The following is a 15,916-nucleotide window of genomic DNA, read 5'->3' as shown; positions in this document are numbered from 1 at the left end:
GAGGCTATCGGATATGAATAAAGAGATTTTGCTGGTCGTTGACGCTGTGTCCAACGAGAAGGCTGTCCCCCGCGAGAAGATTTTCCAGGCTCTGGAGACTGCGCTGGCGACTGCGACCAAGAAAAAATACGAAGGCGAGATTGAAGTGCGTGTCGAGATCGATCGCAAGACCGGTGACTATGACACCTATCGCCGTTGGGTCGTGGTGGCCGATCAGGCTTCCATGGAGAACCCGTACGGGGAAATCACTCTCGAAGCCGCTCAGATCGAGCAGCCGGATATCCAGATCGGCGACTATGTTGAAGACCAGATTGACTCTGTGACCTTCGACCGTATCACCACCCAGACCGCCAAGCAGGTCATCGTGCAGAAAGTGCGCGAGGCTGAGCGTTCCCAGGTCGTTGACCAGTTCAAGGACAAGGAAGGCACCATCATCAGCGGCGTGGTCAAGAAGAGCAACCGCGACAACGTGATCCTGGATCTGGGCAGCAATGCCGAAGCCGTGATCTTCCGTGACGACATGCTGCCCCGTGAGACCTTCCGTCCCGGCGACCGTATCCGTGGCCTGCTCTACGCCGTGCGTCCGGAAGCCCGTGGTTCCCAGCTGTTCGTCAGCCGCTCCAGCCCGGACTTCCTGAAAGAGCTGTTCCGCATCGAAGTGCCGGAAATCGGCGAAGAGATGATCGAAATCATGGGCGCCGCCCGTGATCCGGGTTCCCGCGCCAAGATCGCGGTCAAGACCAACGATCGTCGTATCGACCCGATCGGTGCCTGTATCGGCATGCGTGGTGCCCGCGTTCAGGCCGTCTCTGCCGAGCTGAGCGGTGAGCGTGCCGACATCGTGCTGTACGATGACAACCCGGCCCAATACGTGATCAACGCCATGGCGCCAGCCGATGTGGCCTCCATCATCGTCGATGAAGACAACCACACCATGGACATCGCCGTGGAAGCCGCCAACCTGGCCCAGGCCATCGGCCGCAACGGTCAGAACGTGCGTCTGGCCTCCCAGCTGACCGGTTGGGAACTGAACGTGATGACCGTCGAGGACATGCGTGCCAAGCACCAGGCCGAGAACGACCGCATCCTGACGCTGTTCACCAGCACCCTCGATATCGACGACGATTTCGCCGGCCTGCTGATGGAAGAGGGCTTCTCCACTCTGGAAGAGATCGCCTTCGTCCCGGTCAACGAGCTGCTGGCCATCGACGGTCTGGATGAAGACATGGTCGAAGAGCTGCGCAAGCGTGCCAAGGATGCCCTGACCACCAAGGCCCTGGCCAAAGAAGAATCCTTTGAAGGCGTCGAGCCTTCCGAAGAACTGCTCAATCTCTCCGGCCTCGGCCGTGAAATGGCCTATGCCCTGGCCGCTCGCGGTGTCGGCACCCTGGAAGATTTGGCAGAGCAAGGTATCGATGACCTTGCCGACATCGAAGAGTTGACCGCCGAGAAGGCTGGTGAGCTCATTATGGCTGCTCGCAATATCTGTTGGTTCGGAGAAGAGCAGTCTGAATAAGGTCAAACGGAGGAAAATGAATGGCAGAAGTATCAGTTAAGCAACTTGCCACTGACATCGACACGCCGGTTGATCGTCTTCTCCAGCAGTTTGTCGATGCCGGTATCGTGAAGAGCAAGGCCGACGACATGGTCAGCGAGTCTGAGAAACAGACTCTGCTGGCACATCTGAAGAAACAGCATGGAGGTGACGAGGTCACCGCACCTGCTCGCATGACCTTGCAGCGCAAGACCAAGAGCACTCTGAGTGTTCAGGGGACTGGTGGCAAGAACAAGGAAGTGCAGGTAGAAGTGCGCAAGTCTCGCACCTATGTAAGACGCTCGGCGCTGGAAGATGAACAGCGCCAGGCGGAAGCCGAGGAAACAGCGCGTTTGGAAGCAGAAGAAAAAGCTCGTCGCGAGGCCGAAGAGAAGGCCCGCCTCGACGCTGAAGAGAAGGCTCGCCGTGAGGCTGAGCAGGCTCGTCGTGAAGCTGAGGAAAAGGCGCGGATCGAGGCACAACAGAAGGCTCGACAGGCTCAACAGCCCGCCAAAGCAGCCGTTAGCACAGCTCAGCAAGAGGCAGAAAAGATGGCCAAGCGCGAAGCAGAAGAACTGAAGCGCCAACAGGAACAGACAGCTTTGCAAAAAGCTGAAGAACTCGCCGCGAAGAAAGCCGAAGAGGCTCGTATCATGGCGGAACAGAATGCGGCCCGCTGGGCTGAAGAAGAAGCGGCTCGCGCCAAAGAGAGCAGCGATTACCATCTGACCACCAACAAGCACGCGCAAGCGGCCGAAGATGAGTTGGATCGTAAGGAAGAGACCAGCCGTCGCACGGCTGCCGCTGCCAAGGCGCCGAAGAAAGTCGGCCGTCGCGAAGACGACCGCAATGACCGCAACTCCCGCGATCCCCGTGCCCGCAAAGGCAAGCGTGGCAAGATGGCCATGCCGAACGCCATGAAACACGGCTTCAACAAGCCGGCTGCCGTGGTCAACCGTGACGTCGTCATCGGCGAGACCATCACAGTGGCGGAGCTCGCCAACAAGATGGCCGTCAAGGGCGTTGAAGTCATCAAGGTGATGATGAAGATGGGTGCCATGGCCACCATCAACCAGGTGATCGACCAGGAGACCGCTCAGCTGGTCGCCGAGGAGATGGGTCACAAGGTAGTGCTGCGCCGTGAGAACGAGCTGGAAGAGGCGGTACTTAGCGATCGTGACGAGACCTCCGAAGCCAAGCCGCGTGCGCCGGTCGTGACCATCATGGGTCACGTCGACCACGGCAAGACCTCGCTGCTGGACTACATCCGTAAAGCCAAGGTCGCGGCGGGCGAAGCCGGTGGCATTACCCAGCACATCGGTGCGTACCACGTCCAGACCGACAGCGGGATGATCACCTTCCTGGATACCCCGGGTCACGCGGCGTTTACCTCCATGCGTGCTCGTGGTGCCAAGGCGACCGACATCGTTGTTCTGGTTGTTGCAGCTGACGACGGCGTGATGCCGCAAACCATCGAAGCTATCCAGCACGCCAAGGCGGCCGGTGTGCCGCTGGTTGTTGCGGTGAACAAGATCGACAAGCCTGAAGCGGATCCGGATCGCGTCAAGACCGAGCTGGCCCGTTACAACGTCATGTCCGAAGACTGGGGTGGCGATTGCCAGTTCGTGCACGTCTCCGCCAAGTCTGGCGAAGGCATCGACGACCTGCTGGAAGCCATCCTGATCCAGGCAGAAGTCCTGGAGCTGAAAGCGGTGGTTGACGGCATGGCCAACGGCGTCGTGATCGAATCCTTCCTGGATAAAGGTCGTGGTCCGGTTGCCACCGTGCTGGTACAGGAAGGCACTCTGCGTCAGGGCGACATCGTGCTGTGTGGTCTTGAGTACGGCCGGGTTCGCGCCATGCGTGACGAACTGGGTCGCGAGATCAAGGAAGCCGGTCCCTCTCTGCCAGTGGAAATTCTGGGTCTGTCCGGCGTTCCCTCTGCCGGTGACGAAGCCACGGTCGTGCGTGACGAGAAGAAAGCCCGTGAAGTGGCGCTCTACCGTCAGGGCAAGTTCCGCGAAGTCAAGCTGGCTCGCCAGCAGAAGGCCAAGCTGGAAAACATGTTTGCCAACATGACCGAGGGCGAAGTGTCCGAAGTGAACGTGGTGATCAAGGCCGATGTACAAGGTTCTGTGGAAGCGATCTGCGATGCGCTGGTCAAACTCTCCACCGACGAAGTGAAGGTGAAGATCGTGGGTTCCGGCGTAGGTGGCATCACCGAAACCGACGCGACCCTGGCCGCGGCTTCCAGCGCCATCCTGGTGGGCTTCAACGTCCGTGCCGACGCTTCTGCGCGCAAGGTCATCGAATCCGAGAGCCTGGATCTGCGTTACTACTCCGTCATCTATGACCTGATCGACGAAGTGAAGCAGGCCATGAGCGGCAAGCTGGCTCCTGAGTATCGTCAGGAGATCATCGGTCTGGCTGAAGTGCGTAGCGTCTTCAAGTCGCCGAAGTTCGGCGCTGTTGCCGGCTGTATGGTTACCGAAGGTGTGGTCAAGCGTTCCAACCGCATTCGCGTTCTGCGTGACAACGTGGTTATCTATGAAGGCGAGCTGGAATCCCTGCGCCGCTTCAAGGATGACGTCAACGAAGTTCGCAACGGCTACGAGTGTGGTATCGCGGTCAAGAACTACAACGACGTGCGCGAAGGCGACCAGATCGAGGTGTACGAGACTGTTGAAATTCAACGGACTCTGTAAGCCGAGAGTTAGACAAAATAGGGGGCCGCGGCCCCCTTTTATCGCAGGATAGAATATGGCCAGAGAATTCAGCCGGACCCGTCGGGTCGGACAGCAGATCCAGCGTGAAATCGCGCTGATCCTGCAGCGCGAGGTGAAAGACCCGCGCATCGGCATGGTGACCGTCTCCGACGTGGAGGTCTCCAAGGACCTCAACTATGCCAAGGTTTATGTCACCTTCTTGCAACTGGAGAATGACGCCGAGCGCATCAAGGAAGGGCTCAAGGGCCTGACCGAGGCTGCCGGTTACATCCGCAGCCTGCTGGGCAGCGCCATGCGTCTGCGGGTGGTGCCCGAGCTGCGTTTCTACTACGACCAGACCCTGGTCGAGGGGATGCGCCTCTCCAACCTGGTGACCAACACTGTGCGTGAAGACAAGCGTCGCATGACTGAAGCCGGTCGTGACGAAGAGCAATCCGCACCGGATGACACGACTGAGGATAACGCCTGAGATGTCTCGTAGACGTCGTTTCAAAGGCCGTGACGTACACGGCATCCTGCTGCTGGACAAACCGACCGGCCTGACTTCCAACGATGTGTTGCAGAAGGTCAAGCGGATCTACAACGCCGCCAAGGCCGGCCATACCGGCGCCCTGGACCCCCTGGCCACCGGCATGTTGCCGATCTGCCTCGGGGAGGCCACCAAGTTCTCCCAGTATCTGCTGGAAGCGGACAAGCGCTATGAGGTGACCGCCAAGCTCGGCGAGCGCACCAATACCAGCGACTCCGACGGCGAGGTGGTATCCACCCGCCCGGTGAACGTGGCCGTGGGTACCCTGATCGAGGCGCTGGACCAGTTCCGCGGCCCCATCATGCAGGTGCCGTCCATGTACTCCGCCCTCAAGCACAACGGCCGCCCGCTCTACGAATATGCCCGTGAAGGGATCGAGATCGAGCGGGAAGCCCGTCCCATCACCATCTTCGAACTCAAGCTGCTCGGCTTCGAGGGGGACGAGGTGAAGCTGGAAGTGCATTGCAGCAAGGGTACCTATATCCGTTCCCTGGTGGACGATCTGGGGGAAGTGCTGGGCTGTGGCGCTCACGTCACCCAGCTGCGTCGCACCCAGGTGGCGAGCTACCCCTACGAGCGGATGCTGACCCTGGAGCAGCTCGAGTGTATCTTCGAGCAGGCCAAGGCCGAAAGCATTCCGCCACGGGAGCAGCTGGATCCCCTGCTGCTGCCGATGGACACCGCCGTGGCCTCTCTGCCCGAGGTGAACATGCTGGTCGCCGTGGCCGCCTATGTGAACCAGGGTCAGGCCGTGCAGGTGGCAGGTAGCCCCCAAAGCGGCCAGGTCCGCATGACGGTTGGCCCGGAGCGCGAATTCATCGGGGTTGGCGAGATCGATGACGAGGGGCGCGTGGCGCCCAAGCGTCTGGTTCGCTACCACGACGAGGAGTGATCCTCAGGCGGTATCGGTCTGTCACGCGTCTTTCCCGTTGCGAAAAGGGGCGGGGACGATTATGATACCGCCCTCATTTCACGGCTGAATTAGAGATTGGCTGTGAACCTTTAAACACTCTACTGGAGTAATACCATGTCTCTAAATGCTGAAATCAAAGCTCAAATCGTTGCCGACAACGCTCGTGGCGCCAACGACACCGGTTCCCCCGAAGTGCAAGTTGCCCTGCTGACTGCCCAGATCAACCATCTGCAAGGTCACTTCAAGGAGCACGCCAAGGATCACCACGGTCGTCGCGGTCTGCTGCGCATGGTTTCCCAGCGTCGTAAGCTGCTGGACTACCTGAAGCGTAAAGACGTTCAGCGTTACGCTGCTCTGATCGCCAAGCTGGGTCTGCGTCGTTAATCGACCATCAGATTTCGCAAAAAAGGGGAACCGCGAGGTTCCCCTTTTTTATTGCCCGTTTCAAACAGGATGCAGGCCGTTGCCTGCCTCACAGAATTGACGTCCGCGCTTACCTTTTGATGCGAATCAAGTATACTTGCACGCGAATTTAAAGCGCCAAATTGTTAAAAGGAAATTCACGTGAATCCTATTGTAAAGTCATTCCAGTACGGTCAACACACCGTCACACTGGAAACCGGTGTGATGGCCCGTCAAGCCACTGCGGCCGTCATGGTCAGCATGGACGATACCTGTGTCTTCGTGACTGTCGTTGGCAAGAAAGAGGCCGATCACGGCCGTGATTTCTTCCCGCTGACCGTCAACTATCAGGAGCGTACCTATGCTGCTGGTCGTATCCCGGGTGGTTTCTTCCGTCGTGAAGGCCGTCCGAGCGAGGGTGAGACCCTCATTTCCCGTCTGATCGACCGTCCCATCCGTCCGCTGTTCCCGGAAGGCTTCCTCAATGAGGTTCAGGTGGTTGCCACCGTCATGTCCGTGAACCCGGCCGTTTCTCCCGACATCGTTGCCATGATCGGTGCCTCCGCGGCCCTGGCCATCTCCGGCATCCCGTTCGGCGGCCCGATCGGTGCAGCCCGCGTGGGTTACATGAACGGCCAGTACGTGCTGAACCCGACCACCACCGAACTGCCCCAGAGCGATCTGGATCTGGTGGTTGCCGGGACTGCCAATGCGGTGCTGATGGTGGAATCCGAAGCGGCCATCCTCTCCGAAGAGGTGATGCTGGGCGCCGTGGTCTACGGTCACGAGCAGATGCAGACCGTGATCAACGCCATCAATGAATTCGCTGCCGACGTCGGTACCAAGCCCTGGGACTGGACCCCGCCTGCCGTCAACGAAGCGCTGAAAGCCAAAGTTGCCGAACTGGCCACCGCTGAACTGGGTGAAGCCTACCGTATCACCGAGAAGGCTGTTCGTTACGAAACCATCGCTGCCATCAAGGGCCGCGTGGTCGAGCAAGTCATCGCATCCGGCGTGGAAGAAGATGCCAAGAAGATCGGCGAAGAGTTCCACAGCCTGGAGAGCCGCATCGTCCGTGGTCGCGTCGTACGTGGTGAGCCGCGTATCGACGGTCGCGATCCGGAAATGATCCGCGCCCTCTCCGTCGGTACCGGCATCCTGCCCCGTGCCCACGGTTCTGCCCTGTTCACCCGTGGTGAAACCCAGGCCATCGTGGTGGCCACTCTGGGTACCGAGCGTGACGCCCAGAACATCGACGAGCTGACCGGCAACCGCGCCGATCGCTTCATGCTGCACTACAACTTCCCGCCCTACTGCGTCGGCGAGACCGGCATGATGGGCAGCCCGAAGCGTCGTGAAATCGGTCACGGTCGTCTGGCCAAGCGCGGCGTTGCTGCCGTGATGCCGAGCGCCGCCGAGTTCCCGTACGTGGTGCGCGTGGTCTCTGAAATCACCGAATCCAACGGTTCCTCCTCCATGGCGTCTGTCTGTGGTTCCTCCCTGGCGCTGATGGATGCCGGTGTGCCGATCAAGGCCTCCGTTGCCGGTATCGCCATGGGTCTGGTGAAGGAAGAAGAAGGTTTCGTCGTGCTGTCCGACATCCTGGGTGACGAAGATCACCTGGGCGACATGGACTTCAAGGTAGCCGGTACCAGCGAAGGTGTGACCGCGCTGCAGATGGACATCAAGATCGAAGGCATCACCAAAGAGATCATGGAGATTGCGCTGAAGCAAGCTCGTGGCGCTCGTCTGCACATCCTGAAGGTGATGGACGAAGCTATCCAGGCTCCCCGTGCCCAGATCTCCGATTTCGCACCGCGCATCCACACCATCAAGATCAATCCTGAGAAGATCAAGGACGTGATCGGCAAGGGTGGTTCCGTGATCCGTGCCCTGACCGAAGAGACCGGCACCAACATCGAGCTGGATGATGACGGTACCGTTCGCATCTCCGCCGTGGCCAACGAAGCCGCCATGGAAGCGATCCGCCGCATCGAGGCCATCACCGCCGAGATCGAAGTGAACCGCATCTACGAAGGCAAGGTCGTGCGCTTGGCTGACTTCGGCGCCTTCGTCAACATCCTGCCGGGTAAAGACGGTCTGGTGCACATCTCCCAGATCACCGATGCCCGCGTGCAGAACGTGGCCGACTTCCTGAAAATCGGCGACGTGGTGAAGGTGAAGGTACTGGAAGTGGACCGTCAGGGCCGTGTGCGTCTCTCCATCAAGGAAGCGAACGCACCGACCGAAGCGGCTGCTGCTCCTGCTGCCGTTGCCGTCGAAGAGCCGGCTGCCGAATAAGGCTGCCGTATGTGAAAGAGCCGACCCTTGGGTCGGCTTTTTTGTGCCTGTCGCCCGGCATGGCGCAGATTGTCTCCTTGTTCCTTTTGGCGCCCCTTGATATAAGGGACGACCCCGCTTCGTTGGCAAAAGGAATTGCAGCATGTCATGGGCCTACCTCAGGCAGTTTCCTTCCCTGGTCTGGATCGTCATCCTGGGCACTTTCATGGTGCGTACCACCTTCTTCATGGTCTGGCCCTTTCTCTCCATCCTGCTCTACCGTGACTACGGACTTTCGGCGACCCTGATAGGCCTGATCCTGGGGGCCACGGCGGCGCTTTCCACGCTTGTCAGCTTCTATGGCGGCTGGCTCTCGGACAAATGGGGGCGGCGCAACATCCTGCTGTTCGGCTGCCTGGTGTCCGCCGCCAGTGTGGCCCTGCTCGGCCTCTCCCACCAGGTGGGCTGGCTGGCACTCGGGGTGATCGGCAGCGGACTCTCCTACGGACTCATCGACTCACCGGGCAAGGCACTGATGGCCGACAATCTGGCCGAGCCCAAAGCCCGTGAGCTGGCGCTGCACCTGCGTTATTTCCTGCTCAACCTGGGGGCGGCCATCGGTCCTCTGCTCGGCGTCACCTATGGCCTGAGCGCGCGTCAGGAGACCTTCCTGTTGCTCAGTGCCAGCTATCTGCTGCTTGGCATGGTCTTTGTCATCGGGTTCAGGCTGGCGGGTTGCCACACCAGCCAGGCGGCCGGGCCCGGCATGCGTGCCGTGCTGCGGGTGCTCTGGCAGGACAGGGGGTTTCTGCTGCTGATCATGGCCAATCTGCTGCTTATGCTGGTCTACGCCCAGTTCGAGTCGCCCCTCATCCAGTATCTGACCCGCGCGGGGACGCCGGAGGTGGAGCGGCTCATCGGCTGGCTGGTGACGACCAATGCGCTGACCATAGTGATGCTGCAGTTCCCCCTGCTGCACCTGACTGCCCGCTGGTCCACGCGGCGCAAGCTGCAACTCGGGGTGGCGCTCTTTCTCGGCGCCCAGTTGCAGTTTGCGCTGGGGGATACCGCCATCTGGTGGCACTGGATAGTGGCGGTGATCCTCTTGAGCGTCGGGGAGTGCATCCTCTTCCCCTTGCTCAATGTGCTGATCGATCAGATGGCGCCTGGTCATTTGAAGGGGAGCTATTTCGGGGCGGCCTCCATCTCCGGACTCGGGGTGGCCATGGGGGCCTTGCTGGGAGGCTGGGTGCTGGCCCACTGGGGCGGGAGCTGGCTTTACGCCCTGATGGCGCTGCTCTGCCTGGTGATCCTGATGCTCTATGGTCTGAGTACCCGGACCTCGCGCCCTGAGCTGGTCCGGGTCGGGCCCTGACGGCTAGAAGGTCAGCACCTTGTCGGCGGCCAGAGTCCATTGGGCCAGCAAGGGGAGGGTGCCTATCTCTATGCCCTCGACAAGGGGTAGCGGGGTGATGCCGCGCGCATCGGTGCAGCTCTTGCAAAGCCGGATCCGGGTGCCCTGAGCCAGCAGTATCTCCAGCATCTGGCGCAGGTTGTAGCCCTCGGCCGGAGCCTGCCCGGGCAGAGCAGCAGTGACGGCATCCGACATCAGGAAGAGGTTGAGGTCTACCTTTCCCTCCTCTTTGAGGGCGATGCCGAGGCGCAGGGCATTGAACAGGGACTCGCTGCCATAGGGGGCGCCGTTGGCAACGATGAGAATGTGTTGGGTCATGTGGCTCTCCTGATTGAAAGGGCCATTGTAGCCTCGGCGAAAGCGGCCCGGCATGATGCAGAGCACACTCTGTCGTAGCCCGGCCCCGTGTGTCTTGACCTCACACAGGGAGTCAGGTCTCATGGACGTCCATCCAGTATGACAGAACAAAGAGGTTGTTATGTGGAAGATCGCCGGAATAGGCTTATTGTTGTTGGCCGGACAAGCCTATGGTAGTGAAAACATCGGCTGTAAGGCCAGACAGCAGGCCGTGACGGATCAGCTTGCGTTCGCCAGGGCGCACAACAACCAGGAGCAGGTAGCCGGCCTTGAGCGGGCACTGCGCAACCTGGAGGCCCATTGTACCGATGCCGGGCTCCTTGAGGAGCAGCAACGCAAGGTAGTCAAGCAGAGGGAAGAAGTGGAAGAGCGGCTGGCCGAGTTGCAGAGCGCACGGGTATCGGGCAAGCCGGACAAGATTGCCAAGAAGCAGTCCAAACTGGAGGAGTCCCAGGCCGAGTTGCTGGAAGCCCAGCGCGAACTCGAGGCGCTGCAAAAACTGGTCAAACCCTGAGGGAAGGGCAGCGCAATAGAAAAAGCCGGGCATGCCCGGCTTTTTCTATTTCTGGATAATACACCCGCGAGTGTCAGACGCTGACTGCCTGTGCATCCGCACGAACTTCTCCATCAACTGATCTTCGGTTTCCACCCTATGGACGGGATCCCGGAGGATGCAGTCGATAGGGCAGACGCTGATGCAGGCGTTACTGCCTGTGCATCCGCACGAACTTCTCCATCCGCTGATCTCCGGTTTCCACCCTATGGACGGGATCCAGGAGGATGCCGTACAAGGGGCACAGACGCTGATGCAGGCGTTACTGCCTGTGCATCCGCACGAATTTCTCCATCAGCTGATCTTCGGTCTCCACATGGGCGGGATCCCAGATGATGCAATCGATGGGGCAGACGCTGATGCAGGTAGGCTTCTCATAGTGGCCGACGCATTCGGTGCAGCGATCCGGGTCTATCTCGTAGATCTTGCTCCCCAGGGTGATGGCCTGGTTCGGACACTCCGGATCGCACATGTCACAGTTGATGCACTTGTCGGTGATGAGCAGTGCCATCTCAGGCCGCCGAGTGAGGTTGACGGGTATCCTCTCGCTCGCCGAGATTGCGCAGCAGGATGCCGTAATTCACGTCGATCTCCTTGGGAACCGGCACGTAGACCACGTGGCCGTTACCCGGTGCGGTGTCGATGAGCTCGCCCTTGCGGTTCTGCATCTGCTCCAGGTTGAAGCTGAGGTTGCCCTGGGGGGTCATCAGCTCCAGGCTGTTGCCCAGCAGGAACTTGTTCTTCACCTCGACTTCGACCATGTCACCGTTGCGACCTGTGATCTCGCCGACGAACTGCTGGGTGTCGGAGACGGAGTAACCGTAGTCGTAGTTCTGGTATTCGCTGTGGTTGTGACGGCGCAGGAAGCCCTCGGTGTAGCCGCGGTGGGCCAGGTTCTCGAGGGTGCCCATCAGGGTCGGATCGAATGGACGGCCAGCCACCGCATCGTCGATGGCCTTGCGATAGACCTGGGCGGTACGGGCGCAGTAGTAGAAGGACTTGGTACGGCCTTCGATTTTCAGCGAATGAACGCCCATTTTGGTCAGGCGCTCGACGTGCTCGACGGCGCGCAGATCCTTGGAGTTCATGATGTAGGTGCCGTGCTCGTCTTCAAACGCGGTCATGAACTCGCCCGGGCGGTTGGACTCTTCCAGCAGCACCAGGGCATCGGTCGGCTTGCCTGCGCCCAGGGTCGGATCCACCTTTTGCACGGCGATGGGCTCCTGGCGGTGGACGATCTGGCCCACGTCATCTTCCTTGCCCTCGTGCACCTTGTACTCCCAGCGGCAGGAGTTGGTGCAGGTGCCCTGATTGGGGTCACGCTTGTTGATGTAGCCGGAGAGCAGGCAGCGGCCGGAGTAGGCCATGCACAGCGCCCCGTGGACGAAGACTTCCAGTTCCATCTCCGGCACCTGCATGCGGATCTCCTCGATCTCGTCGAGAGACAGCTCGCGGGAGAGGATGGCACGGGTCAGGCCCATCTGATGCCAGAACTTCACCGTGGCCCAGTTGACCGCGTTGGCCTGCACCGAGAGGTGGATAGGCATGTCGGGGAAGGCTTCGCGCATCATCATGATGAGGCCGGGGTCGGACATGATGAGTGCATCCGGCTTCATATCCACCACGGGGCGCATGTCGCGGATGAAGGTCTTGAGCTTGGAGTTGTGGGGCTGGATGTTGGCCACCACATAGAACTGCTTGCCGAGGGCATGGGCCTCGTTGATGCCGAGCTGAAGATTCTCGTGATCGAATTCGTTGTTGCGCACCCGCAGGCTGTAGCGCGGCTGGCCCGCATAGACGGCGTCTGCGCCATAGGCATAGGCGTAGCGCATGTTCTTGAGGGTCCCGGCAGGGGAGAGCAATTCTGGTCTGAACATGTTGGACTCTTTTATCTGATTGCAAATCAGGACGGCGCCACCTGATGGCGTCGTGTGGGTTCATCGGTGGCGCGACCGTCTTCGACGCACGGCCATCCGATGGGGGTACATCGGAGCAGGAGGTGACTCGATACTCCGGATATACGGGGTGCGAGATTGTACTCGTGACCGCCTCGTCATGCAATTTGGGACGGCCTTGGCATGCCTGCGCCATGTTCATTTTACGCTCAGACTGGGGTTGCTAGAGTGCAAGGGGTGAAAGATGCCCCTGAGTTGGCTGTGAAATGGATCTTTTCGGCGAAAAAGACCATCTCCAAGTTGAAATTTTGCCCTGCTCGGGAAAGAATGCGCGCTCGGTTGTTGGTCCCCGGTGACGGGCCCACAAGAGACCGATGATGAGCAGGGCAAAGGCCCACAGGAACAGGAAACCATACAGGAATTTTATGAATCCCCTTCGCATTGCCGCTTCGGCTCTTTTATGTACGCTGGCGCTGGTCAGCCAGCAGGCCGCCGCCGTTGAATACCAGCTGCCTGCAGCCAACAGCCGCCTGATCGGTGAGAACCAGGAATACGTGGTGCCCGCAGACAACCGTCCGCTGGAGCAGATCGCCTCCGACTTCCAGCTGGGTCTGACCAACATCATGGAAGCCAACCCCGGCGTCGACCCCTACTTGCCCAAGGCGGGCAGCACGCTGATCATTCCCCATCAGCTGATCCTGCCCAACGCTCCCCGCGAAGGGATCGTCATCAACGTGGCGGAGATGCGTCTCTACTACTACCCGAAGGGCAAGAACGTGGTGCATGTGCTGCCCATCGGCATCGGCCAGCTCGGGGTCAACACCCCGGAGAACTGGATCACCAAGGTTGAGCGCAAGCGTGCCAACCCGACTTGGACCCCGACCGAGAATATCCGTCGCCGCTACGCCGCCCAGGGCAAGACCCTGCCCGCGGTCTGGCCGGCCGGCCCGGACAACCCCATGGGCCTGCACGCGCTCTACATCGGCAACCTGTACGCCATCCACGGCACCAACGCCACCTTCGGCATCGGTCTGCGGGTGAGCAGCGGCTGCGTGCGCCTGCGCGCCGACGACATCAAGTACCTGTTCGATCACGTGCCGGTCGGCACCCGCGTCCAGTTCGTCAACCAGCCGGTCAAGACCACGGTCGAGCCGGATGGCGGTCGCTACATGGAAGTGCACGAGCCGCTGTCGCGCACCGAGGAAGAGTTCAACTCCACCGCCTCCGTGCCGCTGCCCATGACCCCGGCTACCACCCGCTTCATCGCCCACGCTGACAGCGATTCCAACGTGGTCAAGCAGGTGCTGGAACAGCGTACCGGCATCCCGACCCGCCTCAATCCAGAGGCGTAATGGCCGGCAAGTGCAGTTAAACAACAACGGCGACCATCAGGTCGCCGTTGTTGTTTCTGCATATCCGGATGTCAACTGGCTGGTGGGGCATAGAGGGCCAGCCAGTTGCCTTCGGTATCCTCGATGATGACCCGGGATCCATGACCACTGCCGATGCTGTGCAGGGGTTCGAGCACCCGCCCGCCGAGCCGGGGGACCAGCAGCTCCGCCTCCTGCAGCCTGTCACCGAGGGAGAGATAGATGAGGGGACCGGCACCGCCGGGCTGGTGATATTTGTCCATGGGGCCGAGACAGGCCGCCGCGTTGCTGCCGTCGTGGCGCAGCATGGCAAAGCGCATGGTCTCTTCCTGGATGGGGGTGACCTGCACATCGAGCAGGGCCGAGTAGAAGTCCATGGCGCGATCCAGATCCCGTGTCGGAATATCGGCCCAGACCAGGGTGTTGTCCATCGTCGTATTCTCCAGAGTTCCCGGCCAACGCGGTCGGTGGCTCTTTGAGGTTAGAAGTGGCCGTCTGGGGGCGCCATGGATAAAAAAAGCGGCGCCTGATGGCGCCGCTTGAAGGGGGAAGAGCCGAGTAAGGCTCCCCCTCTTATTTGCCGGCAATGCTGAGCCCGCCAAAGCGGATCAGCGGGGCATAGAAGTCCTTGCCATCGTCGTGGTGCAGCTGGTTGCCGACCGCTTCCAGCTCCCCGAGCAGACGATAGAAGTTGCCCGCCACCGTGATGCCGCGTACCGGCGCCACGCGCTCGCCATTTCGGCAGAGGAAGCCGGAGGCGCCGAACGAGAAGTCACCGCTTACCGCATCGGCCCCGGAATGCAGGCCGTCCAGCTTGACCAGCTCCAGGTACTCACCGCTTTGTACCTCGGCCTCGCCGTGGGGGCCGAGCCCGAACACCAGGTGACGAGGGGCCACGTCCAGGGCACTACGGGCACTGCGGGCGGCTGCACCGTTGCTCGTCACGCCGAAGTGGCGGGCGGTGGCGCTGTTGTGCAGCAGGGTCTTGAGCTCCCCCTCGCCGATGAGCAGGAGGTCCGAAGTGGCGGCCCCTTCGCCGTCAAACGCCTTGATCTTCATGCCCCCCGGCATATAGGCACGACTCTCCAGGGTGAGCCAGCGAGAAGCCACGCTTTGGCCCAGCTTGTCGCGCCAGGGGTTGATCCCCTGCTGGGCCCACTTGCCAGACAGGGCGGACTGGAAGCAGCCAAACAGGCTGGCAAAGCAGTGGGTGCTGAAGATGACGCTGTAGCGACCGCTCGGCACCGCCTCACCCATCAGCAGGCCATCGGCCACGGCGTGGATCTGGCGGATGAGAGGTTGGCTCTCCAACTCGTCGAAGCGCCGTGCGTACTGTCCCTGGTAGTGCATGGACTGGCGGCCCTCCCGCTCGATGAGAGCGGAGCTGTGGCAGCCTACGCTGAACTCCTGATGTTCGCAGAGGCTGCCCTGGCTGTTGGCAAGCCAGAGGCGGCTCTCCCCCTCGAAGAAGCCGTTGTAGGGGGCGCCGGTCACGTCCGGCAGGGCCAGGATGTCGGACTCGAGGCGCAGGGTCAGGGCGATCTTCTCTTCCACCGCCGTGGTGTCGGCCTGATGTATCTCGGCGCAGTCGGTGATGAGCCTGCTCTGCTGCACTGTGATGCGCTGATCCGGGTCCACCTTGGCGAAGCGGCTCGCATCGAGCGCATCCTGCACCATGGCGTCCAGGGCCGACGCGTCGAGGGACTCGGAATAGGCGATGCCGACCCTGCCTTCCTTGATGAGGCGAATGCCGATCTGCTGGCTGCTGGTGACCTTGTATTCACTGAGTTCACCCTTGTCGGCCTTGAGGGAGAAGGCCTTCTCCTGATTGGCGATGACGTCTGCCTCGGCACCCAGATCGGCGACCTGGTCCAGCAGACGGGCAAGCAGTTGGTTCATGTCGAGTTGGCTCATCAGGCGTTCCCTCCGACCAGGATATTGTC

The 15,916-nt window shown here is 60.8% G+C and carries 14 protein-coding genes; 9 read left to right on the top strand and 5 right to left on the bottom strand.

Annotated elements, in window-relative coordinates:
* The first annotated feature begins 13 nt into the window (after positions 1-13).
* The 7 genes from nusA to AB5Y50_RS20250 all read left to right on the top strand — a co-directional run bounded on the left by nusA (position 14) and on the right by AB5Y50_RS20250 (position 9,759).
* On the top strand, positions 14-1,516 hold the full coding sequence (gene nusA / locus AB5Y50_RS20280; RefSeq protein WP_039040286.1) for a transcription termination factor NusA: 1,503 nt from the start codon (positions 14-16) through the stop codon (positions 1,514-1,516).
* Positions 1,517-1,536: 20 nt separating this feature from the next.
* Positions 1,537-4,239, top strand: a complete 2,703-nt coding sequence (gene infB, locus AB5Y50_RS20275) for a translation initiation factor IF-2 (RefSeq protein WP_041212506.1) — start codon at positions 1,537-1,539, stop codon at positions 4,237-4,239.
* A 55-nt stretch (positions 4,240-4,294) separates the two neighbouring features.
* On the top strand, positions 4,295-4,729 hold the full coding sequence (rbfA, locus tag AB5Y50_RS20270) for a 30S ribosome-binding factor RbfA (protein ID WP_010675366.1): 435 nt from the start codon (positions 4,295-4,297) through the stop codon (positions 4,727-4,729).
* A 1-nt stretch (position 4,730) separates the two neighbouring features.
* Positions 4,731-5,681 (top strand): tRNA pseudouridine(55) synthase TruB, encoded by a 951-nt coding sequence (truB, locus tag AB5Y50_RS20265; RefSeq protein ID WP_010675365.1) that lies wholly within the window; start codon positions 4,731-4,733, stop codon positions 5,679-5,681.
* Between the two features lie 135 nt (positions 5,682-5,816).
* On the top strand, positions 5,817-6,086 hold the full coding sequence (rpsO, locus tag AB5Y50_RS20260) for a 30S ribosomal protein S15 (RefSeq protein ID WP_010675364.1): 270 nt from the start codon (positions 5,817-5,819) through the stop codon (positions 6,084-6,086).
* Between the two features lie 180 nt (positions 6,087-6,266).
* Complete coding sequence (gene pnp / locus AB5Y50_RS20255; RefSeq protein WP_029314766.1) at positions 6,267-8,405, top strand: polyribonucleotide nucleotidyltransferase; 2,139 nt, start codon at positions 6,267-6,269, stop codon at positions 8,403-8,405.
* 142 nt (positions 8,406-8,547) lie between these two features.
* Positions 8,548-9,759, top strand: a complete 1,212-nt coding sequence (locus AB5Y50_RS20250) for an MFS transporter (RefSeq protein ID WP_180911422.1) — start codon at positions 8,548-8,550, stop codon at positions 9,757-9,759.
* Positions 9,760-9,762: 3 nt separating this feature from the next.
* On the opposite strand, the gene AB5Y50_RS20245 is transcribed toward AB5Y50_RS20250, so the two are convergent.
* On the bottom strand, positions 9,763-10,116 hold the full coding sequence (locus AB5Y50_RS20245; RefSeq protein WP_180911423.1) for a DsrE/DsrF/TusD sulfur relay family protein: 354 nt from the start codon (positions 10,114-10,116) through the stop codon (positions 9,763-9,765).
* 160 nt (positions 10,117-10,276) lie between these two features.
* On the opposite strand from AB5Y50_RS20245, the gene AB5Y50_RS20240 reads away from it, so the two are divergent.
* Positions 10,277-10,669: a DUF1090 domain-containing protein gene (locus tag AB5Y50_RS20240; protein WP_039041125.1), complete on the top strand. Its 393-nt coding sequence runs from the start codon at positions 10,277-10,279 to the stop codon at positions 10,667-10,669.
* A 301-nt stretch (positions 10,670-10,970) separates the two neighbouring features.
* On the opposite strand, the gene AB5Y50_RS20235 is transcribed toward AB5Y50_RS20240, so the two are convergent.
* Together AB5Y50_RS20235 and yegQ are read right to left on the bottom strand one after the other, a co-directional pair.
* Positions 10,971-11,219, bottom strand: coding sequence for a YfhL family 4Fe-4S dicluster ferredoxin (locus AB5Y50_RS20235; RefSeq protein ID WP_010675358.1), 249 nt, complete (start codon positions 11,217-11,219; stop codon positions 10,971-10,973).
* Between the two features lies 1 nt (position 11,220).
* The gene (gene yegQ, locus AB5Y50_RS20230; RefSeq protein ID WP_010675357.1) at positions 11,221-12,585 is read right to left on the bottom strand and encodes a tRNA 5-hydroxyuridine modification protein YegQ; all 1,365 of its coding nucleotides are present in this window, start codon (positions 12,583-12,585) and stop codon (positions 11,221-11,223) included.
* A gap of 443 nt (positions 12,586-13,028) precedes the next feature.
* Here yegQ and AB5Y50_RS20225 point away from each other — a divergent pair, with 443 nt between their 5' ends.
* Entirely contained in the window at positions 13,029-13,955 is a 927-nt protein-coding gene (locus AB5Y50_RS20225) for a L,D-transpeptidase family protein (RefSeq protein WP_041212511.1), read from the top strand.
* Positions 13,956-14,026: 71 nt separating this feature from the next.
* Here AB5Y50_RS20225 and AB5Y50_RS20220 read toward each other — a convergent pair whose 3' ends face one another.
* Both AB5Y50_RS20220 and AB5Y50_RS20215 read right to left on the bottom strand, forming a co-directional pair.
* Positions 14,027-14,404 carry a VOC family protein gene (locus AB5Y50_RS20220; protein ID WP_010673739.1) on the bottom strand — a complete coding sequence of 126 codons (378 nt, stop codon included), beginning with the start codon at positions 14,402-14,404 and terminating at the stop codon, positions 14,027-14,029.
* Positions 14,405-14,546: 142 nt separating this feature from the next.
* The gene (locus AB5Y50_RS20215; RefSeq protein ID WP_180911424.1) at positions 14,547-15,887 is read right to left on the bottom strand and encodes a TldD/PmbA family protein; all 1,341 of its coding nucleotides are present in this window, start codon (positions 15,885-15,887) and stop codon (positions 14,547-14,549) included.
* Positions 15,888-15,916 lie beyond the last annotated feature (29 nt).

Origin of the sequence: Aeromonas sp. s6 (assembly GCF_040907815.1) — a bacterium.
Taxonomy (GTDB): domain Bacteria; phylum Pseudomonadota; class Gammaproteobacteria; order Enterobacterales; family Aeromonadaceae; genus Aeromonas; species Aeromonas caviae.
This window is presented reverse-complemented; position numbering and strand designations above follow the sequence as displayed.

Coding starts and splice junctions, on each gene's coding strand:
- nusA (WP_039040286.1), top strand. CDS start 14: ATGAATAAAGAGATTTTGCTGGTCGTTGACGCTGTGTCCAACGAGAAG.
- infB (WP_041212506.1), top strand. CDS start 1,537: ATGGCAGAAGTATCAGTTAAGCAACTTGCCACTGACATCGACACGCCG.
- rbfA (WP_010675366.1), top strand. CDS start 4,295: ATGGCCAGAGAATTCAGCCGGACCCGTCGGGTCGGACAGCAGATCCAG.
- truB (WP_010675365.1), top strand. CDS start 4,731: ATGTCTCGTAGACGTCGTTTCAAAGGCCGTGACGTACACGGCATCCTG.
- rpsO (WP_010675364.1), top strand. CDS start 5,817: ATGTCTCTAAATGCTGAAATCAAAGCTCAAATCGTTGCCGACAACGCT.
- AB5Y50_RS20250 (WP_180911422.1), top strand. CDS start 8,548: ATGTCATGGGCCTACCTCAGGCAGTTTCCTTCCCTGGTCTGGATCGTC.
- AB5Y50_RS20245 (WP_180911423.1), bottom strand. CDS start 10,116: ATGACCCAACACATTCTCATCGTTGCCAACGGCGCCCCCTATGGCAGC.
- AB5Y50_RS20240 (WP_039041125.1), top strand. CDS start 10,277: ATGTGGAAGATCGCCGGAATAGGCTTATTGTTGTTGGCCGGACAAGCC.
- AB5Y50_RS20235 (WP_010675358.1), bottom strand. CDS start 11,219: ATGGCACTGCTCATCACCGACAAGTGCATCAACTGTGACATGTGCGAT.
- yegQ (WP_010675357.1), bottom strand. CDS start 12,585: ATGTTCAGACCAGAATTGCTCTCCCCTGCCGGGACCCTCAAGAACATG.
- AB5Y50_RS20225 (WP_041212511.1), top strand. CDS start 13,029: ATGAATCCCCTTCGCATTGCCGCTTCGGCTCTTTTATGTACGCTGGCG.
- AB5Y50_RS20220 (WP_010673739.1), bottom strand. CDS start 14,404: ATGGACAACACCCTGGTCTGGGCCGATATTCCGACACGGGATCTGGAT.
- AB5Y50_RS20215 (WP_180911424.1), bottom strand. CDS start 15,887: ATGAGCCAACTCGACATGAACCAACTGCTTGCCCGTCTGCTGGACCAG.